This window comes from Pseudomonas sp. FP2338 (assembly GCF_030687515.1).
GTDB classification, from domain to species: domain Bacteria; phylum Pseudomonadota; class Gammaproteobacteria; order Pseudomonadales; family Pseudomonadaceae; genus Aquipseudomonas; species Aquipseudomonas salomonii.
In genome coordinates, this window is sequence record NZ_CP117436.1 from 4,089,735 (window position 1) to 4,107,473 (window position 17,739).

The 17,739-nt window shown below is 60.8% G+C and carries 19 protein-coding genes and 1 pseudogene; 8 read left to right on the forward strand and 12 right to left on the reverse strand.

The genetic code is table 11. The features are described 5' to 3' along the window. Positions 1-256 precede the first annotated feature (256 nt). Together PSH96_RS18415 and adeC are read left to right on the forward strand one after the other, a co-directional pair. Complete coding sequence (locus tag PSH96_RS18415; protein WP_305454232.1) at positions 257-1,051, forward strand: helix-turn-helix transcriptional regulator; 795 nt, start codon at positions 257-259, stop codon at positions 1,049-1,051. Next, complete coding sequence (gene adeC, locus PSH96_RS18420) at positions 1,051-2,520, forward strand: AdeC/AdeK/OprM family multidrug efflux complex outer membrane factor (RefSeq protein ID WP_305454233.1); 1,470 nt, start codon at positions 1,051-1,053, stop codon at positions 2,518-2,520. The genes PSH96_RS18415 and adeC overlap by 1 nt, the downstream gene beginning before the upstream one ends. Positions 2,521-2,563: 43 nt before the next feature. On the opposite strand, the gene PSH96_RS18425 is transcribed toward adeC, so the two are convergent. The 9 genes from PSH96_RS18425 to PSH96_RS18465 all read right to left on the reverse strand — a co-directional run bounded on the left by PSH96_RS18425 (position 2,564) and on the right by PSH96_RS18465 (position 9,496). After that, entirely contained in the window at positions 2,564-3,070 is a 507-nt protein-coding gene (locus tag PSH96_RS18425) for a hypothetical protein (protein WP_305454234.1), read from the reverse strand. After that, entirely contained in the window at positions 3,067-3,585 is a 519-nt protein-coding gene (locus tag PSH96_RS18430; RefSeq protein ID WP_305454235.1) for a hypothetical protein, read from the reverse strand. Before PSH96_RS18430 ends, PSH96_RS18425 begins: the two co-directional genes overlap by 4 nt. Beyond that, a complete protein-coding gene (locus tag PSH96_RS18435) occupies positions 3,582-4,208 on the reverse strand; it encodes a hypothetical protein (RefSeq protein WP_305454236.1) in 627 nt (208 codons plus the stop codon). The genes PSH96_RS18430 and PSH96_RS18435 overlap by 4 nt, the downstream gene beginning before the upstream one ends. Positions 4,209-4,416: 208 nt before the next feature. Continuing rightward, positions 4,417-4,812 carry a Rid family hydrolase gene (locus PSH96_RS18440; protein WP_305454237.1) on the reverse strand — a complete coding sequence of 132 codons (396 nt, stop codon included), beginning with the start codon at positions 4,810-4,812 and terminating at the stop codon, positions 4,417-4,419. 119 nt (positions 4,813-4,931) lie between these two features. After that, complete coding sequence (locus tag PSH96_RS18445) at positions 4,932-5,825, reverse strand: pyridoxamine 5'-phosphate oxidase family protein (RefSeq protein ID WP_305454238.1); 894 nt, start codon at positions 5,823-5,825, stop codon at positions 4,932-4,934. Between the two features lie 76 nt (positions 5,826-5,901). Further along, the gene (locus PSH96_RS18450; protein ID WP_305454239.1) at positions 5,902-6,789 is read right to left on the reverse strand and encodes a LysR family transcriptional regulator; all 888 of its coding nucleotides are present in this window, start codon (positions 6,787-6,789) and stop codon (positions 5,902-5,904) included. Continuing rightward, positions 6,789-7,709 (reverse strand): LysR family transcriptional regulator, encoded by a 921-nt coding sequence (locus tag PSH96_RS18455; protein ID WP_056861310.1) that lies wholly within the window; start codon positions 7,707-7,709, stop codon positions 6,789-6,791. The genes PSH96_RS18450 and PSH96_RS18455 overlap by 1 nt, the downstream gene beginning before the upstream one ends. A 178-nt stretch (positions 7,710-7,887) precedes the next feature. Beyond that, positions 7,888-8,520 (reverse strand): glutathione S-transferase family protein, encoded by a 633-nt coding sequence (locus PSH96_RS18460; RefSeq protein WP_305454240.1) that lies wholly within the window; start codon positions 8,518-8,520, stop codon positions 7,888-7,890. Positions 8,521-8,623: 103 nt separating this feature from the next. Beyond that, positions 8,624-9,496 (reverse strand): LysR family transcriptional regulator, encoded by an 873-nt coding sequence (locus tag PSH96_RS18465; RefSeq protein ID WP_305454241.1) that lies wholly within the window; start codon positions 9,494-9,496, stop codon positions 8,624-8,626. Between the two features lie 293 nt (positions 9,497-9,789). Here PSH96_RS18465 and PSH96_RS18470 point away from each other — a divergent pair, with 293 nt between their 5' ends. Next, the gene (locus PSH96_RS18470; RefSeq protein WP_305454242.1) at positions 9,790-10,563 is read left to right on the forward strand and encodes a glucose 1-dehydrogenase; all 774 of its coding nucleotides are present in this window, start codon (positions 9,790-9,792) and stop codon (positions 10,561-10,563) included. Between the two features lie 13 nt (positions 10,564-10,576). Next, positions 10,577-11,623: an L-idonate 5-dehydrogenase gene (locus PSH96_RS18475; protein WP_122528584.1), complete on the forward strand. Its 1,047-nt coding sequence runs from the start codon at positions 10,577-10,579 to the stop codon at positions 11,621-11,623. Positions 11,624-12,131: 508 nt separating this feature from the next. Here PSH96_RS18475 and PSH96_RS18480 read toward each other — a convergent pair. Then, on the reverse strand, positions 12,132-13,310 hold the full coding sequence (locus PSH96_RS18480; RefSeq protein ID WP_305454243.1) for an IS481 family transposase: 1,179 nt from the start codon (positions 13,308-13,310) through the stop codon (positions 12,132-12,134). Positions 13,311-13,480: 170 nt separating this feature from the next. Here PSH96_RS18480 and PSH96_RS18485 point away from each other — a divergent pair, with 170 nt between their 5' ends. From PSH96_RS18485 to PSH96_RS18495, 3 genes and pseudogenes are all read left to right on the forward strand, one after another. Beyond that, on the forward strand, positions 13,481-13,774 hold the full coding sequence (locus tag PSH96_RS18485) for a transposase (protein ID WP_305453582.1): 294 nt from the start codon (positions 13,481-13,483) through the stop codon (positions 13,772-13,774). Beyond that, the gene (locus PSH96_RS18490; RefSeq protein ID WP_305460074.1) at positions 13,771-14,628 is read left to right on the forward strand and encodes an IS3 family transposase; all 858 of its coding nucleotides are present in this window, start codon (positions 13,771-13,773) and stop codon (positions 14,626-14,628) included. The genes PSH96_RS18485 and PSH96_RS18490 overlap by 4 nt, the downstream gene beginning before the upstream one ends. Before the next feature lie 170 nt (positions 14,629-14,798). Beyond that, positions 14,799-14,879: pseudogene (locus PSH96_RS18495) on the forward strand (DUF2599 domain-containing protein); the annotation flags it as partial. A 3-nt stretch (positions 14,880-14,882) separates the two neighbouring features. Here PSH96_RS18495 and fetB read toward each other — a convergent pair. Together fetB and PSH96_RS18505 are read right to left on the reverse strand one after the other, a co-directional pair. Next, positions 14,883-15,677 carry an iron export ABC transporter permease subunit FetB gene (gene fetB, locus PSH96_RS18500; RefSeq protein ID WP_305454244.1) on the reverse strand — a complete coding sequence of 265 codons (795 nt, stop codon included), beginning with the start codon at positions 15,675-15,677 and terminating at the stop codon, positions 14,883-14,885. Further along, positions 15,674-16,357 carry an ATP-binding cassette domain-containing protein gene (locus PSH96_RS18505; protein WP_305460103.1) on the reverse strand — a complete coding sequence of 228 codons (684 nt, stop codon included), beginning with the start codon at positions 16,355-16,357 and terminating at the stop codon, positions 15,674-15,676. Before PSH96_RS18505 ends, fetB begins: the two co-directional genes overlap by 4 nt. A 174-nt stretch (positions 16,358-16,531) precedes the next feature. Between PSH96_RS18505 and PSH96_RS18510 the strand changes: the two genes are divergently transcribed. After that, entirely contained in the window at positions 16,532-17,737 is a 1,206-nt protein-coding gene (locus PSH96_RS18510) for a DUF1835 domain-containing protein (protein WP_305454245.1), read from the forward strand. Positions 17,738-17,739: the final 2 nt, after the last annotated feature.

Genomic DNA, 17,739 nt, shown 5'->3' on the forward strand with positions numbered 1-17,739 from the left:
AGTTAAATAGATCTAATGTTTAGCACCGGCTTTTCGTAGGCGGAAAACCTTGTGTGAAACGTCGAATTAGTGACGTGGTTTTTATGGCAGCTTGTGTCCCTCGTTTCCGCTACATACGTAGGATAAATCGCTATGGCTAAATAAAATCTCGAACGCCGAATGACGTTAAAGAAACGTCACGTTCAAGGATTACGGGCCGCCCCACACAGACCCAGGTCGCCCGTTGACGGTTTTCGACATCAAGGATGAGATGGCTATGAGTCTGACTTCTAGTATTGACGGCACCCACAGCCCGCAGTTTTACGCCGAAATGGGTGAATTGATTTCAAACAGCGGCCAGGAAACTTTCGCCGCCAACATGCTGCATCTGGTGGATAAATGGGTACCGATCCATTTGGTCGACCTGAGTGAATGGACCCTCGACGAACTGCGTGACAGTGCGGTCGATATCCAGCTGCTGGGCAGCGCCGGGTTGAAAAAACACCTGCCGGCGCCCCAGCCCGTGCATGCGCTGAATGACCACCCGCTGCTGCGGGAAATGCTGCGCATGCAAGACCCGTTGCTGATCCAGATGAAGGCCAAGGCCAACAGCGCTCACCCGCGCGGCACCTCGCACCAGTGCAACCTGGTGTCGCGCCAGGGCAACCGACGCTGCGTGATTTCGTTCTACCGCCCGCCGACCCAACAAGGCTTTTCCCTGGCAGAACTGTCGTTTCTCAAGTGCTTGTCCGACACCCTGTTGCCGTTGATGGAACGGCATGCGCAGATTTTGCGCCAGGCGCCCCACAGCCAGGCAGAGCCGGCCCACAGCCAGCTGGAACAGTCACACTTGCAGCGCGAGTTCTACAAACGTCTGTCCCTCAGCGATATCACCCTCTCGGCGCGTGAGCAGGAGGTGTGCCTGGGCCTCTTGACCGGCGGCACCGTGCCGCAAATGGCGGAAAAACTCAGTGTAAAAAACAGCTCGATCGAAACCTACCTCAAGCGCGCCGCCGCCAAGCTCGGCGTGAGTGGGCGCCATGGCCTGGCCAAATGGATGGTTGGCGCCTGATGAAAAAACTCACCCTCACCACCGTTGGCATGGCCTGGATGCTCGGCGGTTGCTCGCTGATCCCCGAGTACCAGCGGCCCGCCGCGCCCGTGCCGGTGCAGTACCCACAGGGCGGGGTCTACAGCCTGGCACAGGCCGGCACTGTGGCGGTTAAACCGGACTGGCAGCAGCTGTTTCACGACCCGGCGCTGCAACAGCTGATTGGCGCAGCGCTGGCCAATAACCGCGACTTGCGGGTCGCGGCGCTGAATGTGCAGGCGTTTCAGGCGCAATACCGCATCCAGAGGGCGGACCTGTTCCCGGCGATATCGGCCAGCGGCGCCGGTAAGCGCCAGAAAGTACCGGGCGACCTGACCGGCACCGGCAAGTCGGCAATCACCTCCAACTATTCGGCCACCTTGGGCCTGAGCGCCTATGAGCTGGACCTGTTCGGGCGCGTGCGCAGCCTCAGCGAGCAGGCGATGCTCACGTATCTGGGCACCGAAGAGGCGCGGCGTAGCGCGCAACTGAGCCTGGTGGCCAACGTCGCCAATGCCTACCTGACCTGGCGCGCCGACCAGGAGCTGCTGACCCTGGCGCAGCAGACCCTGGCCGCCAACGACCACAGCTGGCAGCTCACCCGCCGCAGCAAAACCGCAGGCAAGGCCTCGGCACTGGACGTGGTGCAAGCCCGCACGGCGGTAGAAAGCACTCGCGCCAGCGTGGCACGCTATGAGCGCCAGGTCGCCCAGGACGTCAACAACCTCGCCCTGCTGGTGGGCGGCCCGGTGGATGAAAATCTGCCGTCGCGCCCTCTGGCCGATGACCTGGTGGCACGCGTGCCTGCGGGCTTGCCCTCCGACCTGCTGCAACGGCGCCCGGATATCCTCCAGGCCGAATACCAGCTGCAAGCCGCCAACGCCAATATCGGCGCGGCGCGGGCGGCGTTTTTCCCGTCGGTGACGCTCACCGCCAACGCCGGCAGCACCAGCAAGGAGTTGTCGGGCTTGTTCAAGGGCGGCGCAGGCACCTGGACCTTCCAGCCGCAAATCAACCTGCCGATTTTCAACGCCGGCAGCCTGCGCGCCAGCCTCGACTACGCCAAGCTGCAGAAAGACATTACGGTGGCGCAGTACGAAAAATCGATCCAGACGGCGTTTCAGGAGGTCGCCGACGGCCTCGCCGCCCGGCAAACCTTTAACGACCAGCTGGACGCGCAACGGGATTTCGTCGCCGCCAACCAGGCCTATTACGACCTGGCCCAGCACCGTTACCGCAGCGGCGTGGACAGCAACCTGACGTTTCTCGATGCACAGCGTTCGTTATTCAGTTCGCAGCAGGCGCTGATCGTCGATCGGCTGGCGCAACTGGTCGCGGAGGTCAACCTGTACACGGCACTGGGCGGCGCCTGGAGCGTCAACCCACGCCCGACTGCCGCAGCCGATATTCCTCCGGTAGAACCTGCGCTTAACGAAGGAAAAGCCGGCTGAAATACGCCGCCGTTCTTCGGGTTTGGGTGCGAGCGAACGGTTATTACTGATAGGGAATAAGGTGATCCCGATCCAGGTCGCGCATCATTTCACTGAGCATTTCACTTTCGCTGCGCGGCTCGGTCATGGGGATGTACCAGGTCGTAGCCGTCCAACCACCACGCTTGTAGGCGTAGGTCTTCAACAGCTGACCGTCCTTGTACAACGAGCCGTGCAACTGACGCTCGTAGGTGTAAGGCACAGGCACGGTCAGCAGCGTTAACGCACCGAGCAGTGCCGGTAGCACGCCGGCCCCTTTACCGCCGCCCTGATCCACCAACAGGCTGTAGCCGGTCTTGCTGAAGCCGCCATCAAGGAAGCTGAAGGCACCGGTATCACGCAAGAGCTGTATGACTTCGCGCTGCTGTTGCTGTTCAAACCGCGACCCGGGCGATGGCATAGTGACGCTCATCGGTACATAGGCGCGCTCGGCCTTGTAATCCAATGGTTTGAGGGCGGTGCTGCAACCGCCAAGCCCTAGCACGACAGCCAACACAGAAGCTCTGATCATTGTGCATGCTCCTCAGGCAGCAGGCCGTCGCGCTGTACATCTTCGGCAAAGGCGCGTGCGACGCGGTGGACGTTTTGCTGCTCCATTGCGCCGGGGCCGTCCAGCAGCCAAGAGTATTTATGGGTGACGTTGCGGTAACTGTATTGCTTGAGCTGCTTGCCATTATGTTGCAGGGAAAACTCGGTGGTGGTGTCGATGCTAACCGACAAGGGCAGCAGGAACAGGGTTGCCGCGCTCAGCAGTACCAGAGGAAAAGGCGGCATGTCGCGCTGAACATTGAACCGGACCCACACCGAATAGTCCTCGGGGTTGCCCCGGCCACTTTCGACAGTGCGAAACACCCCGGTTTCACGCAGTTGGTTACGAAATTGCGCAGCATTGAGCGGGTCATCGATCATGACGTGGATCGGCTTGAGGTATTCCTTGCCATCAGGCAAAGCCCGCTCAGGCAGCGTGTGGGTGGTTGCACACCCCGTCAGCAGCGCCACGGCGCTGAGGGTAACAAGGCGGTTCATGGACGAGTCTCGTGCAGGGTGTTCTGGCCCGCGCCGACAGGTAACGGCGCGATGATATAAGGGGCGGCGCTGCGATAATCCAGGGTCAGTACCTCCAGGCTCGGCAAGCCCGGAACGTACTGGCGCGCGAGGGGTTCATCGCGGCCGTGTTGATCGCGCCAGCGAAAGGCGCACAGGGAAGCACCGAGGCACAGCGAACGAAACTCTCCGAGGTAATAGGCCTTGCCGGCCTGCAAGCGCAGCGGCAGGTTGAACTTTTCTCGCGCCTGGACCGAGGTGTAGGTGGTGCCAAGGGTGGGGGAATAGCTACTGGAGAAGAACTGAAAATCGTAAAATTCATAATCTCCAGGTTTGAGCGCCAGCACGAACACGCTGGCGGCACCGGCTGCGTCTTTCACATCCTGAGGCGTTTGCTGCCCCATACCGACCCATACCGCCGCAGCGCCGAACGCAGAACCGCGCTTGCGAAACAGCAGGCGCTGGTTAGGTGCGGGGGAAGCGTTGAAGTTCTGTGGGCCGATTGACCCGACCAGATAAGCCACCGGTTCCTGAGGGCCAGGTTGCAACGGTTGACTGACCAGCGACGCGGACTGAGTGCCGCACCCCGTCAAGGCTAATGCCATTAAGAACAAGGCCTGAGGCCTGGGGAAACAAAACATGTCGGATCCTGAACACGGGCAAAAAAAATAATTGCAGGCGGTCAGGGCAAACATGGGATGAGCCTTCCTGGCGCTGCACCTCGCGTCACTGCGAAGGGGCGAATGGTACGGGGGCATTCGTGGTTTGACTACTGCTGACGAGCAACACCGCTCGCCATTCGAAAAACCGTGGTCAGATCACCGCCTCCGCCTCGATCTCGATCAACCACTCAGGCAACGACAGCCCGCTGACGATAATCCACGAAGACGGCGGCGGGTTGTGCGGGAAGCGCTCACGCAGCGCCTGGGCTATGGGCTCCTGCTGCTCACGGGCGGACTCGACGATGTACAGACGCAGCATGATCACATCGGCCAGATTGCCGCCGACCTCGGCCAGCACCTTTTCGATATTGTCCAAGGCGGTGGTGGTCTGCTCGGCGATGCCAGGGCCGACGGTACGCTCCTCGGCGTCCACCCCCACTTGCCCGGAGAGCATGATGCGCCGGCCTGGCGGCACTTCGAGGGCCTGGCTGAAGCCGTATTGCAGGGAGTTGAACACGCAGGTGGGATTGATGACTTTGCGTTGCATGACATGTCCTTGTTGTCGGTAGGCAAACAAGGCTAACCCAAGGATGCTGCTCAATCTGGTAGTTCAACATCCAGCAACATTTTGGCGGCTGATCGTTCCCACGCAGAGCGCGGGAACGATCAGTTCTGCCAGCGCAACGCCAATGCTGCCGGGCGGCGTATGACCTGCTCCACCGTCACCGTCCACAAGCGCTGCGCCCCCTCGAAACGGGCGACCTCGGGACCATCAAGCATCAGCGAAGTACGCCCGGCAACCTGCAACACATCGCCCGACTCGAAATCGATAAACAGCAAACCCGCCACCGGGTTGAGCTGCAAATTGCCCAAGGTATTGAAGAACAGGTTGCCGGCAAAATCCGGGATGGTCAGCACGTTGCCTTCAACCCGCACAAACCCGGTATTGCCGCCTCTGTGTGAAACGTCCACCGAGCGTGCGCCGTCCACGTCGGCGTAGCTGGCGACGAAGAAGGTGTCGGCCTTGCGGATCAGCGTTTGGGCCGCAGCGTCCAGGCCGTTGAGGCGCTCGACCGTGGTGCCGGGCTTGCGAGCAATGCCGTCGACGGGGCGCAGCTGGATGTATTTGGGGCAGTTGCCATAGGTGTGCACCACGTCGACCGAAAAACCTTCGTGGTCCAAACCACCGATGCGGCCGTTCATGCGGTTACGGCGCCGGGTATTCAGGTCAATGCCGAGCAAGCCTACGCTGGCGCCGGTGTGCAAGGCGGCAAGCGCCGGGTCGCTTTTGGACGGCAAGCTGTCGACCTGCAAGGTGTGTGGGTCGGGTGAATGTGCAAAGCCCGGCGCGCCTTCAAGCATCGTCGCCCAGGGAATGCCCTGGGCATCCACCACGCCGAGTATCAGGTAGGGCAATAGCGGGTAAAAGTCCCGATGCTGCTCCGGCAAGTGATCGCGAATCACCTTGAGCCCGACCACGGCCATACGCTCAGCCGCGCCGACGCTTGCTTGCAGGTGCCGTTCGCCGGCGTGCCAGGGAGATTGTTCGACTGGGTTCATGGTGAGCACCTCAGGTTGGATACGCGCATGCTGCGCCCTGCCTGCCAAGGTGAGAATGCCCACACTGGGCAATCCACTATTTCACCGACTGAAATGCCGGATGCTCACGCAGCGCGGTCACACAGTGGTCGACGAAACTGCGCACACGCATCGGTGCGTTGCGGCCCTCGCGGTACACCACATGCACCGGCAACGGCGGCGGTTCAAAGTCACGCAACACACGGCGCAACTCGCCGCCCAGCAGGTGCTGGTGAACCGGGTAACTCAGGCAACGAATCACCCCAGCACCCTGCACCGCCGCGTTGATTTCCCCTTGCGCGGTGGTGCAGCTCAAGCGCGCACGGGCCTTGAGCTGGAAGCCTTGAAAATCCCAGGCCACCGGGTCGGCACCGGCAATCAGCCGATGCTGTTTAAGCTCACCCGGATGCCGGGGTTCGCCATGGGCGGCGAGGTAATCGGGGCTGGCACACAGGATATGCCGCACCTGCCCCACCGGCCGGGCGATCAGCGATGAATTGGGCAATTCGCCGACCAGGATTGCCACATCCAGGCCTTCTTCGTGCAGGTTCGGGTAGTCGTCGTGGTAGCGCGCCACCAGGCGCACGTCGGGGTAACTGTCCATGTAGCTGGCCAATATCGGCGCCATCACATAACGGCTGAACAGAAACGGCAAGAACACCTGCAAGTTGCCCTGGGCCTGCACGTGCAAGCCTTTGGCCGATGCCTCGGCGGTATCGACGGCTGCCAGCAACCGCACACAGTCAGCCAGATAGGCGCTGCCCGCTGCGGTCAGGCTCACGCCGCGCGTGCTGCGTTGCAGTAACGGCACCCGCAGGCGGGCTTCCAGGCGCGCGACCGCGCGGATCAGGGTCGGCCCGGAGACTTGGGCCTGGCGCGCCGCCGAAGCCAGGCTGGGCTGATCGGCCAGCGCGGCAAACAGCTGCATGTCGCGATAGCGTTGCATCAGCCGCGCCGCTTCATCGCCGGGTTCAGGGCGGCGTCCTGCCCGAGGCGATGGGTGAGGAAGTCCACAAAGGTGTGGACCTTGGCCGGCACACGGGCGCTTTTCTGGAACACCACCTGGATCGGCAGCGGAGGCGCTTCAAAAGCCTCCAGCACAACCTCCAACTCTCCCGCCGCCACCGCGGCCGCCACCTGATAAGACAGCACCCGCGTCATGCCCCAGCCGAGGCGCGCCAGGTTGATCGCCGCATTATTCGCCGTGACCACCAAACGCGGTTCGATAGGCACCGTCAATGGCCGCCCGGCGTCGACGAAGGCCCATTCACTCACCAGTTGGCTGGATGAAGATGTGACGATCCTGGCTTCACGTAATTGCTCGGGCCGCTGCGGCCGACCGTGCTGGTCGAGGTAACCGGGCGATGCACACACCACTCGGCGCACTTCCCCGACCTTTATCGCCTGCTGCCCCGGCGCCTGCAGATGGCCGATGCGCACGGCCACATCGACGCCTTCGTCGGTCATGTTGACCACGCGGTCGACCAGCAAGGCGTTGATATTCACCAAGGGAAAGCGGTCCAGGTAATCCCCCAGCACCGGCGCCACATACAGCTCGCCGAACAGCACCGGCGCGGTCACTGTGAGGTGACCACCGGGGATGGCGTAGCTGCCCGCCGCTGCTTCCTCGGCCTCATCGAGCTCGGCGAGGATACGGCGGCAATCTTCCAGGTAACGCTGGCCGGCCTCGGTCAGGTGCAGGCTGCGGGTGGTGCGTGCCAGCAACTGCGTGCCAATACGTTGTTCCATGGCGGCAATCGCTCGGGTCACGCTGGGCGGCGAGGTGTTCAGGCGCCGCGCAGCTGCGGCGAACCCCTCCTCCTCGGCCACCGCCAGGAACACTTGCATCTCATGAAATCGATCCATCAGCATGCCTTCTCATTCGCTGAAAACCACTCACCTGTGGCGAGGGAGCTTACTCCCGCTGGGGCGCGCAGCGGCCCCAAAAAAACTCACCGCGTATTGCCTGAATCAATGTGCTGCCCTTGATGGGGCTGCTGCGCAGCCCAGCGGGAGCAAGCTCCCTCGCCACAGGGGGTTGACGTTACTTTGCTTGCAGGCCTACTGCACTGCGCGGCATGCCGATAAACCCCGGCAATGCCTCGATGCTGGCAAGCCAGGCACGTACATGAGGGTAGTCGGCCAGCGACACATTGCCTTCCGGTGCATGGGCCACGTAGGTGTAGAACGCCACATCGGCAATGCTCGGCCGCTCGCCGACCAAAAAGCGGCTTTGGCTCAGTTGTTCCTCCACCCGCTTGAGCAGCGCATGGGAACGGCTGATGGCCGTGACGGTATCGACTTCGGCACCAAACACCAGCGCCAGCCGCGCAGCAGCGGGCCCGGCGTGCAGTGGGCCGGCAGCCGCCGACAGCCAGCGCTGCACGCGAGCCTGGCCGACGGGGTCGCTCGGCAGCCATTGGCCGTGGCCATATTGGTTGGCGAGGTACAGCAGGATCGCGTTGGAGTCGGCCAACACCGTGCCGTTATCGTCTATCACCGGCACCTGGCCGAAGCGGTTGAGGTTGGCAATAAAGTCCGGCGCTTTCTGCGCGCCCTGCTTGAGGTCGACCAGGATAAATTCACTGGGCAAACCCAGCAGCGACAACATCAGCTCGACCCGGTGGGAATGGCCGGACAAGGGGAAACCATAAAGCTTGATCGCAGGCTGGGACATGAGAGGCTCCAAAGTGGGGGGTTGACGCCACGCATACTCCACCGCTGCCCGGATCGATGGAATCACCAGACTTTACAATCGAGCATTTCACCCAATGAAACAATCACTCGCCAAACAATTCCACGATCAGGTTGAACAAGGTGGTCTTCACCGCACTGTCCAAGTCGGTCCAGGCCAGCCCGGTGCTGGCCTCAAACCCGCCCAATTGCAAAGGCCGCGACACGCAATTGACCGGCAACGCCCGCGCCGCCTGCTGCGGCAATACGCCAATACCCAACCCGGCGCAGACCAGCGCGAGCATGGTGGTGAACTCGCCCAGTTCGCTGGCGATGTCCAAGGGCATGCCGACTGCCTGGATAAACTCATCGTAGAACCCCGGCGCGTAACGCCTGGCGAGGATATACACCGGCAACGCGAGCAGGTCGGCAGGCTGGATGGATTCCAGGGCCGCCAAAGGGTGATCCATCGGCAGCGCCACGCAAAAACTTTCACGCAATACCGCCCGGGTCTGCACGCCGGGGTAGGCGGCCGGCAGGCGCATCAGGCCGAAATCCAGCTGGCCATTTTTTAACGCCGCGGCTTGGTCGGGGCCGGGCATGTCCTTGAGTTCCAGTTCGATACGCGGGTAACGCTGGTGCACGGCACGGATCAGTTGCGGCAGCAATTGCGGGAGCACCGATGACACAAACCCCAGGCGCACCCGGCCGATTTCACCACGGTTGGACGCCCGCGCCGCCTCTGCCGCCCGAGCGGCCTGGTGCAAGGTGGCCTGGGCTTCAGGCAGGAACGCACGGCCCGCGTCGGTCAGTGTGACCGAGTGGCGGTTACGGTCCAACAGGCGCACGCCCAGGCCGCTTTCCAGCACCTTGATTTGCATGCTCAACGCCGGCTGCACGATCGACAACTGCGCCGCCGCCCGGCCGAAATGCAGCTCCTGGGCGAGCACCACGAAGGCGCGCAAGTGCTTTAACTCCATTAAATTCTCTCAGCTATCAGCAACGGTTATCACAAACAGTGATCACCCGATCACAAATGAAAATTGGACGCTGCCCCACGCCTGCGGTGAAGTAAGCCCAATCCATACACGATATGACGGGCCGTGGCCTATAACAATCCGAGCAAGGACCCCACGCATCTGCTGCTGGTCGCGCGGGTCACGATTATCGGATAGATATTGTTGATCACCCACTCCAAGGTCCATCCCTTTGTTGCCTTGGAGTTCATCATGCTGCTGTCGTTGGTAGTGTGAAGCGTCAGGAGAGGTAACTCATGCAAAGCGTTCTAGACAACTTCCGCCTTGATGGCCGGCTGGCGCTGGTCACTGGCTCCAGTACCGGTATCGGCCTGGCGATTGCCCGCGGCCTGGCCCAGGCCGGGGCGCAGGTGGTGCTCAACGGGCGCAACCGCAGCAACTTGCGCGATGCGGCGGCGCTGCTGGCGGCCGAAGGGTTGACGGTGCACACCCTGGCGTTTGATGTAACCGACAGCGCGGCGATCAAGGCCGCCGTGGCGGACATCGAAGCGCGCCTCGGCCCGTTGGAGATCCTGGTGAACAACGCCGGCATGCAACGGCGTGGGCCGCTGGAGGACTACAGCGAACAACACTGGCGCGAGTTGATCAGCACGAACCTGGACAGTGCTTTTCTGGTTGGCCAGGCCGTGGCGCGGGCGATGATCCCGCGCAAGCGCGGGCGCATTATCAATATCTGTTCGGTGCAAAGTGAGCTGGGCCGCCCCGGCATCGCGCCGTATGCGGCCAGCAAAGGCGCGTTGAAGATGCTCACCAAGGGCATGGCCATCGATTGGGGCCCCCATGGGTTGACGGTCAATGGCATCGGCCCCGGCTATTTCAAGACGGAGCTGAACGCCAACCTGGTGGCCAATCCCGAGTTCAGCGACTGGCTGGTGCAACGCACGCCGAGTCGTCGTTGGGGCGACGTGGCCGAACTGGCCGGTGCCGCCGTGTTCCTTGCCAGTGACGCTGCCAGCTTCGTCAACGGCCATATTCTGTACGTCGACGGTGGTATCACCGCGTCGCTGTAAACCGGAGAACTGTATGCACGCTATCGTTTGTCACGCCTCCAAAGACCTGCGGGTCGACCCCCAGGACGAACCGCAACCCCTCGCCCCCGATCAACTGCGTGTGCGCATCGCCCGTGGCGGCATCTGCGGTTCGGACCTGCATTACTACCAGCACGGCGGCTTCGGCACCGTGCGCCTGCGCGAGCCGATGGTGCTCGGCCATGAAGTGTCAGCGGTGATCGATGCCGTGGGTGCGGACGCCGGGTTGTTCAAGGTTGGCCAGCGCATCAGCGTATCGCCGTCGCGCCCGTGCGGCGGTTGCCGTTACTGCCATCAAGGCCTGCCGAATCATTGCCTGAACATGCGTTTCTACGGCAGTGCGATGCCGTTTCCGCATATCCAGGGCGCGTTTCGCCAGAGCCTGGTGATCGAGACACATCAGGCACATCGGCTGGCCGACCACGTGAGCCTGGCCGAAGGTGCGCTGGCCGAGCCGCTGTCGGTGGGTTTGCACGCGATTCAACGCGCCGGCGCGGTGTTCGGCAAACGCGTGTTGGTGACCGGTTGCGGCCCCATCGGCAACCTGTTGATCGGCAGCCTGCGCGCCGCCGGTGCCGGTGAAATCGTCGCCGTGGACCTGTCTGCCAGCGCCCTCGCCTGCGCCGAAAAAATGGGCGCCACGCGCACCCACAACATTGCCGACGGCGCGGATGCGCTCAAGCGCTACACCGCCGAGAAGGGCTATTTCGAGGTGATGTTCGAAGTCTCCGGCAGTGCCCAGGCCTTGCGCAATGGCCTGGAATGCATCGCGCCACGGGGTGTGTTGGTGACGGTCGGACTCGGCGGCGATGTGTCGTTGCCGTTGAACCTGCTGGTCAGTCGCGAGATCGATTTGCGCGGCACCTTCCGCTTTCACAGCGAGTTTGCCCAGGCGGTGGATTTGCTCAATCGCGGGATCATCGATGTGAAACCGGTGATCTCCCACACCGTGCCGTTTGAGCAGGCGGTGCAGGCGTTTGAACTGGCGGCGGACAAGACCCAGGCGATGAAAGTGGTGCTGGATTTTGGTGTGACTGACTGAGCTTGGCCGCAGTTGTGGCGGCGTTTGGGCAGGGTGAGGTCGTGGAGCAACCTCCATCGCCCTGGTCTTACTCGGTTAAATGTGGGAGCTGGCTTGCCTGCGATGCGGACACCTCGGTATATCAGGCACACCGAGTTGATGCCTTCGCAGGCAAGCCAGCTCCCACAGTTGACCGAGTATGGCTTTGCTGTTGCTGTTGCTGTTGCTGTTGCTGTTGCTGTTGCTCTGGCCCTTACATCCTTTTCGATGACGAAGTCAGCGGTCTTTTGATCTGCGCTTGTGATCTTGATCTTGATCTGAAATCGCCCCGTTAAACACGATGGCCGGAATCTGACAGTGATTTGGGGGGTAAACCGGCAGGGATGCCGGTTTAGCCGCCCCGCGCCATGGATGGCGCGTGGCGGCGGCCCCCCAAATCAGTGTCGGATTGCGGGCATGCCGAGCCATAGCGAGGCACCGAGTGTTGGGGCGTGTATGGAACAACCACATGGGTTACACAAAAGTGCATTCACATAGGTAACACTTTGAGTGAAATATAGCCGTCCTTGTCTGCATTCCTCGCATCCACTTGTCCGAGGATCACTGGGCCGAAAATAACAGCCCACACATCGTCGCTCAGCATCTCCATTCCAATAGTCTGGTATTTCAGTAAATGCCCCACATAAATCCGCAGACCTGACCGATAAATCATCCCGTTTGAGTCAGTCCGGTAACACTCAATATGACTTGCATAACCCATCTCCGGCAGTTTCTCAGGATAGGCTCGAGGTGAAGGTGAATAGCATGAAGCCGGTGTTTTCTGGCTCAGCGCTTCATGCCCTCGCTCGTAATTGTAGTGCTGTATGAAACGATCAAAATGTTTCTGCTGAGACTCCCAAGCAACCGCAGGTGGATTGGGCAAAGTGCTTTTCAGTGTTCGGTGCATACGCTCGTGCCTGCCATTTTGGTCTGGCCGACCAGGCTCGATACGCTCAGGAATGATCCCCAGCCGTAGCCACCAGATCGACAACTGTGACAGCCCTCCGCGCCCTGTGCTGGCAAACGGCACTCCGTTGTCAGTACGGATCCGCTCAGGCAAACCATACTCGCGAAACACCCGTTCGAACGTCTCTTGGGTCTCCTTGAAATTGGTGCTGGGCATGCTCTGACAGGCAAGCAAGAAGCGACTGGCATGGTCCATGATTGTTAGCGGATAACACCATACGCCCGCACCTGTCAGGTACTGGCCTTTGTAGTCGGCACTAAAAAGCTGATTGGGCACATCTGCCTTACGTAAAGGTTTTGGATAGACCGCAACTCTTGGCCGCAAGGGTCGCTGCGTGATCAGATCAGCTGCTTTGAGGATGTTATAAATAGTCGTTTTCGAGGGCGGATCCTGGCCCGGAAAGCGCTTTATCAGATCACTCTGGATCTTTTTCGGACCAGGGATTGTCTCGCCTATAGAACGAAGTTCGATAATCGCCTGCTTTACCGCCAAAGGCACCACATAAGTCTGGTGGTGCCGACGGCGACTACGCTCATCAAGCCCACTGGGGCCTTCTGCTTTGTATCGCTCGATCCACTTGTAGCCGGTCTTTCGGCTGATTTCATAGTCTCGACATAGCTGGCTAAGGCTGTGTTTTCCAGTCAGGTATTCAGCGACAAACATCACTTTGAGGTCCATAGGTTTCAGCTCTTTCCAGGGCATGGTCAGATCCTCACGAAATCGACCCTGCCAGTTAAAAACTGTTACCTATGTGCGTGAACTGATTTGTAACCCATGTGGGTGAGTCATACCGGCGAAGACTTTTTGGTGGACTTGTTCCCTCGCAGCGGACGCCAAGAAGCGATATTTTAATCGCAATCTTGGAGGCACTTATGGCACAGCAAACTCGCCGCCGTTACACCGATGACTTCAAAGCTCAGGCAGTGACACTCGCTGAAAGCATTGGTCGAGGAGAAGCTGCCCGACAGTTGGATATCTCGGTCAAAACCTTAGGTAATTGGCTGGACGCCGCACGCAACGGGCGTCCTCTCAGTTCTCCTGCCCGGCATCCGGTCTCTGACCTGGAAAGTGAGCTGGCTCGGCTTCGAGCTGAAAATGCCACGCTCAAAATGGAGCGAGAAATCCTAAAAAAAGCGACGGCGTTCTTTGCCAGAGAGTCCAACTGAGATACGCCTTCGTCGCCCGTGAACGGACTCACTTTCCAGTCAGGCTGTTATGTCGAGTGATGGAGGTCTCGGTGTCGGGCTTTCACGGCTATTTGAAGCGTCAGAAACGTCCTGATCCAGATGCGGCGATTCGCTTGGAAATTCGTGCGATTCATCGGGCAAGCCGAGGCACTTATGGGCGCCCACGCATGGTTAAGGCGCTTCATAACCGTTCGTACGCGATAGGGCACAAGCGAGTAGCTCGTCTGATGAGAGAGGAGATGCTGCGAGGAAAAATCAAAGCCCGGTTCAAACACTCGATGGATAACCGGTATATCCAACCCATTTCTGACAACGTGTTGAAACGACGTTTTTCCGTGACAAGCCCGGCACCCGCCTGGGTGGGGGATATCACATATATTTCGACTCGCCAGGGTTGGTTGTACTTGGCTGTGGTGTTGAGTATCCAGACCCGGCAGGTGCTGGGTTACAGCCTGTCGGATCGTATGCCCGAGGGTTTGGTACAACAGGCGTTCATGAACGCCTGGACCAGAGCGCCAGTTGATCACGGTGTAATTTTTCACTCTGATCGAGGCCGACAATACACCGGTAGCGGTTTTCGTAGCATGATCGCGGAAAGAGGCTTCGTGCAAAGCATGAGCCGTAAGGGGAATTGCTGGGATAACGCCGTGGCAGAGAGCTTTTTTGCCACACTCAAGAAGGAGGAAGCCATCGGTGTGTATCCCAGCAAAGCACAGGCCCATGCATCAATCGCAAGCTACATCCATGGGTTTTACAACGCGGCACGGCTGCACTCGGCGCTGGGATACAGCTCACCTAATGACTACGCAAAGCAACTGAAGCAAACTGCTTAACACTCGCTTCATGGCGTACGTTTTGAGGGAACAAGTCCATGGTTACTTTTGTGTCTTTACAAAAGTAACCCGTCGTAAGGGCGGAACCCTAAGTGGCCGTTACCGCAGCAACGGATATGCACCCCGACAAATCGCCATCGCAGGTAAGCCAGCGATCACTACCTCGATGAAAGCTGGAGTGGAACCTGGAGCCGTCGCGGCCGTACACCTCCAATGAAGACTCGATTGCCAAGGGTTGCAACAACACCTGAGGTTCAAGCGCGCTCTTCAAGCCGATCGCGCAAGAACCGGTGGCTGTTGGAAAACAACCGACGGTAGGTAAGCAGCACCGCACCTACCGTGCCCAAGGCCGAGGAGGCGGCGATCAGAAACATGATCACGATCTGGTAACGCACCGCGTCCACCGGGCTTTCGCCGGCCAGCACCTGGCCGGTCATCATGCCGGGCAGACTGACGATGCCGACCACGGTCATCTGGTTCAGCGTCGGGATCATCCCGGCGCGCACGGCCTGGCGGATTGCCTCCTGGGCGGCTTCCCAGCGTGAACCGCCCAGTGCCAGGATCATCTCGATAGTAGTGCGCCCCGAGGTCAGTTCCTGGGTCATGCGCTCAATGCCCAAGGACACACCGGTGAGGGTATTGCCGAGGATCATGCCGAGGATCGGAATCGCATACTGCGGCTCGTACCACGGATGGATACGGATCACCGCAAACAACCCCACCGCCGTGACCAGCCACGAACTGCCCCACACCGACAGAATGCTGTCGACCCGTTGCCCACGGTAAGTGCGACGCCCGCGCCCCGCCGCCGAGAGCCCGGCGATCAGGGTCATCGCACACATCAGCGGCAGCACCACATACCAGTAGGCGAACTCGAACACCCAGCCCAGCAGGTAACCGATGGCCAGCAACTGCACCACGGTACGCACGGCCGCCCACAACAATTGGCGGCCCAGGCCCAGACGCAGCAACAGCGACAACGCACCGTTGATAAGGATCAGCGAGGCGGCGATGCCCATGTCGAGCGCGGTGAGGTTTTGATAATTCATGGCTGGGCCGCTGCGCTCAAAACACCGGCGCTCATGTGCAGGTGGATATCGCTCATGCGCCGGGCCTGGTCGAGGTCGTGGGACACCCAGATATAGGCGCGGGCGTTGTCGACGGCATACCAGGCGCTGATCAGTGCCTCGACATCGCGCGAGGACGTGGGGTCGAGGGCGGCCGTCGGTTCATCCAGCAACAGCACTTCGGGGTTCAGTTGCAAGGTGCGGATCAATGACACCACCTGGGACTCTCCGCCGGACAGGTCGCCGGCGTTTTTGCCCAGGAAGTCCGGGCTTTTACCAGCATGCTCCAGCAGCTTGGTCACCGCTTGCAGGTCGAAGCGGCGCGTGCGCAGGGTCTTGAGACTGAATGGGAAGCGCAGGTTGTCTTCCACCGTGGCCTCCAGCAGCGCCGGGCGTTGCGACAGGTAGCTGATGTGGCTGCGATAGTGGGGAATCTGCGCATTCGCAATCGGCTGATTGTTCCACAGAATCTGCCCCGAAGTGGGCGCATCCAGCAACGCCAGCGCACGCAGGAACACACTTTTACCGGAGCCGGAGGAGCCGGTGATGGACACGCGGTCGGCGCGCTTCAGGCTGAAATCCGTGGGTTGCAGCAACGCCACTTGGCGCCGCTCGTCCCTGCGCGTGAGGGCGCAGGTTTCAATCAATACGGTGTCTGTCATCAACTCGGTACTCGGCTCGACGGCTTGCAATCCACAACTCCACTGCCTATATTTCATGCCTGGCGCACTCCACGCCACCTTCCGCGGAAAGGGCTGCGCCCAGGATCCTGACTGAATATCACATTTCTACGACTCCCAACCTGAAAGCGGAAAAGGTTTGTGCAAGGAGATCGTATGTCGCCACGCCTCTCATCCTCGACTACCGACGGCCGCCTCAACCTTGAGCAGCAGCGCAAGCGCGCCAAGGAACTGTTGTCGCAGCTGAAAACCCTCGACCCGCTCGCCACCTTGTCCCAGGCCCAATGGCAGGTCGCTAAACAGCTGGGCTTCAGCAGTTGGCCCAAGCTCAAGACGCATGTCGACGCCATCGACTTCGCCGCCCGCCACCCTGACTTTGCTGCCAGCGATGAAGCCCGCACCACCCACTGGCGCTGCGGCAGCGACATTGCCCACAGCCTGCAACTGGCCGGGTTCAAGGGGCAGTTCCGCATGCTCACCGATCCGTTATGCATGGGCCCGGTGCGCGACCTGCCCAGTGAAGATTTCCGTGCGATGCGCAGTGCCTTTATCAGCCAGGCCTTTGCGCTGGACGCTGCTGAAGTCGCGCACCGCGTCAACACCGAGTACGACCACCTGCACGCCCTGGCCAGCGCCGATCACAGCGTGTTGTGGTGCGAAGCGGACGCCTATGATCAGCTGTTTCTGGTCCGCGCGCTGGCCGGTCTTGAGCGCGCGCCGAAAAAGCTCGAACTGATTGAGGTCGACCGTATTCCAGGTGTCGAACGTTTCATCGGCATCGGCCAACTGGCGCCCGATGTATTGGCATGGTTGTGGCCGCAGCGTCGCTTGATCGACGACGCAGCGGTGCAACTGGCCCGACAGGCCTGGTCGGCTTACTGCGACAGCTCGCCGGTCAAACTTGCGCAACTGGCCCACGGCAACCACCCGGCCCTGCCCCTTCTCGCCCCGGCGCTATTGCGTCAGCTACAGGAATTGCCGGGCATTGAAGATGGCCTGTCACTGACTGAACGCTTGTCGCTGCGCTACATCGCCGAGGCCGGGCCGGTGCCGTTCGGCCGGGTGTTCGCTGAATTGATGGCCAAGCGTGAGCCGCTGCCGTTCCTGGGCGACATGATGTTCCATGCACTGCTGCGGCCATTGATCGACGGCCCTGGACCATTGCTGGTCGAAACCGCAAACGAGCGCGACTGGCCGCGCCGCGAATTGGCGCTGACGCCATTGGGGCATCGAGTGCTGGGCGGCGAGGCTTATTGGTTGGACCACGCCGGGCATGAGCGCTGGGTCGGCGGCGTGTGCCTCAAGCCTGGCCAACCGCATTGGGCACTGGCCCACGACAACCTGCCGGTCTGGCGCAACTGAGG

Excerpts from the sequence above, each read along its gene's own strand:
- PSH96_RS18470 (WP_305454242.1), top strand. The coding sequence starts at position 9,790 with ATGCAAAGCGTTCTAGACAACTTCCGCCTTGATGGCCGGCTGGCGCTG.
- PSH96_RS18455 (WP_056861310.1), bottom strand. The coding sequence starts at position 7,709 with ATGGATCGATTTCATGAGATGCAAGTGTTCCTGGCGGTGGCCGAGGAG.
- fetB (WP_305454244.1), bottom strand. The coding sequence starts at position 15,677 with ATGAATTATCAAAACCTCACCGCGCTCGACATGGGCATCGCCGCCTCG.
- PSH96_RS18430 (WP_305454235.1), bottom strand. The coding sequence starts at position 3,585 with ATGAACCGCCTTGTTACCCTCAGCGCCGTGGCGCTGCTGACGGGGTGT.
- PSH96_RS18450 (WP_305454239.1), bottom strand. The coding sequence starts at position 6,789 with ATGCAACGCTATCGCGACATGCAGCTGTTTGCCGCGCTGGCCGATCAG.
- PSH96_RS18460 (WP_305454240.1), bottom strand. The coding sequence starts at position 8,520 with ATGTCCCAGCCTGCGATCAAGCTTTATGGTTTCCCCTTGTCCGGCCAT.
- PSH96_RS18510 (WP_305454245.1), top strand. The coding sequence starts at position 16,532 with ATGTCGCCACGCCTCTCATCCTCGACTACCGACGGCCGCCTCAACCTT.
- PSH96_RS18425 (WP_305454234.1), bottom strand. The coding sequence starts at position 3,070 with ATGATCAGAGCTTCTGTGTTGGCTGTCGTGCTAGGGCTTGGCGGTTGC.
- PSH96_RS18435 (WP_305454236.1), bottom strand. The coding sequence starts at position 4,208 with ATGGCATTAGCCTTGACGGGGTGCGGCACTCAGTCCGCGTCGCTGGTC.
- PSH96_RS18475 (WP_122528584.1), top strand. The coding sequence starts at position 10,577 with ATGCACGCTATCGTTTGTCACGCCTCCAAAGACCTGCGGGTCGACCCC.
- PSH96_RS18465 (WP_305454241.1), bottom strand. The coding sequence starts at position 9,496 with ATGGAGTTAAAGCACTTGCGCGCCTTCGTGGTGCTCGCCCAGGAGCTG.
- PSH96_RS18440 (WP_305454237.1), bottom strand. The coding sequence starts at position 4,812 with ATGCAACGCAAAGTCATCAATCCCACCTGCGTGTTCAACTCCCTGCAA.
- PSH96_RS18505 (WP_305460103.1), bottom strand. The coding sequence starts at position 16,357 with ATGACAGACACCGTATTGATTGAAACCTGCGCCCTCACGCGCAGGGAC.
- PSH96_RS18415 (WP_305454232.1), top strand. The coding sequence starts at position 257 with ATGAGTCTGACTTCTAGTATTGACGGCACCCACAGCCCGCAGTTTTAC.
- PSH96_RS18445 (WP_305454238.1), bottom strand. The coding sequence starts at position 5,825 with ATGAACCCAGTCGAACAATCTCCCTGGCACGCCGGCGAACGGCACCTG.
- adeC (WP_305454233.1), top strand. The coding sequence starts at position 1,051 with ATGAAAAAACTCACCCTCACCACCGTTGGCATGGCCTGGATGCTCGGC.
- PSH96_RS18480 (WP_305454243.1), bottom strand. The coding sequence starts at position 13,310 with ATGCCCTGGAAAGAGCTGAAACCTATGGACCTCAAAGTGATGTTTGTC.
- PSH96_RS18485 (WP_305453582.1), top strand. The coding sequence starts at position 13,481 with ATGGCACAGCAAACTCGCCGCCGTTACACCGATGACTTCAAAGCTCAG.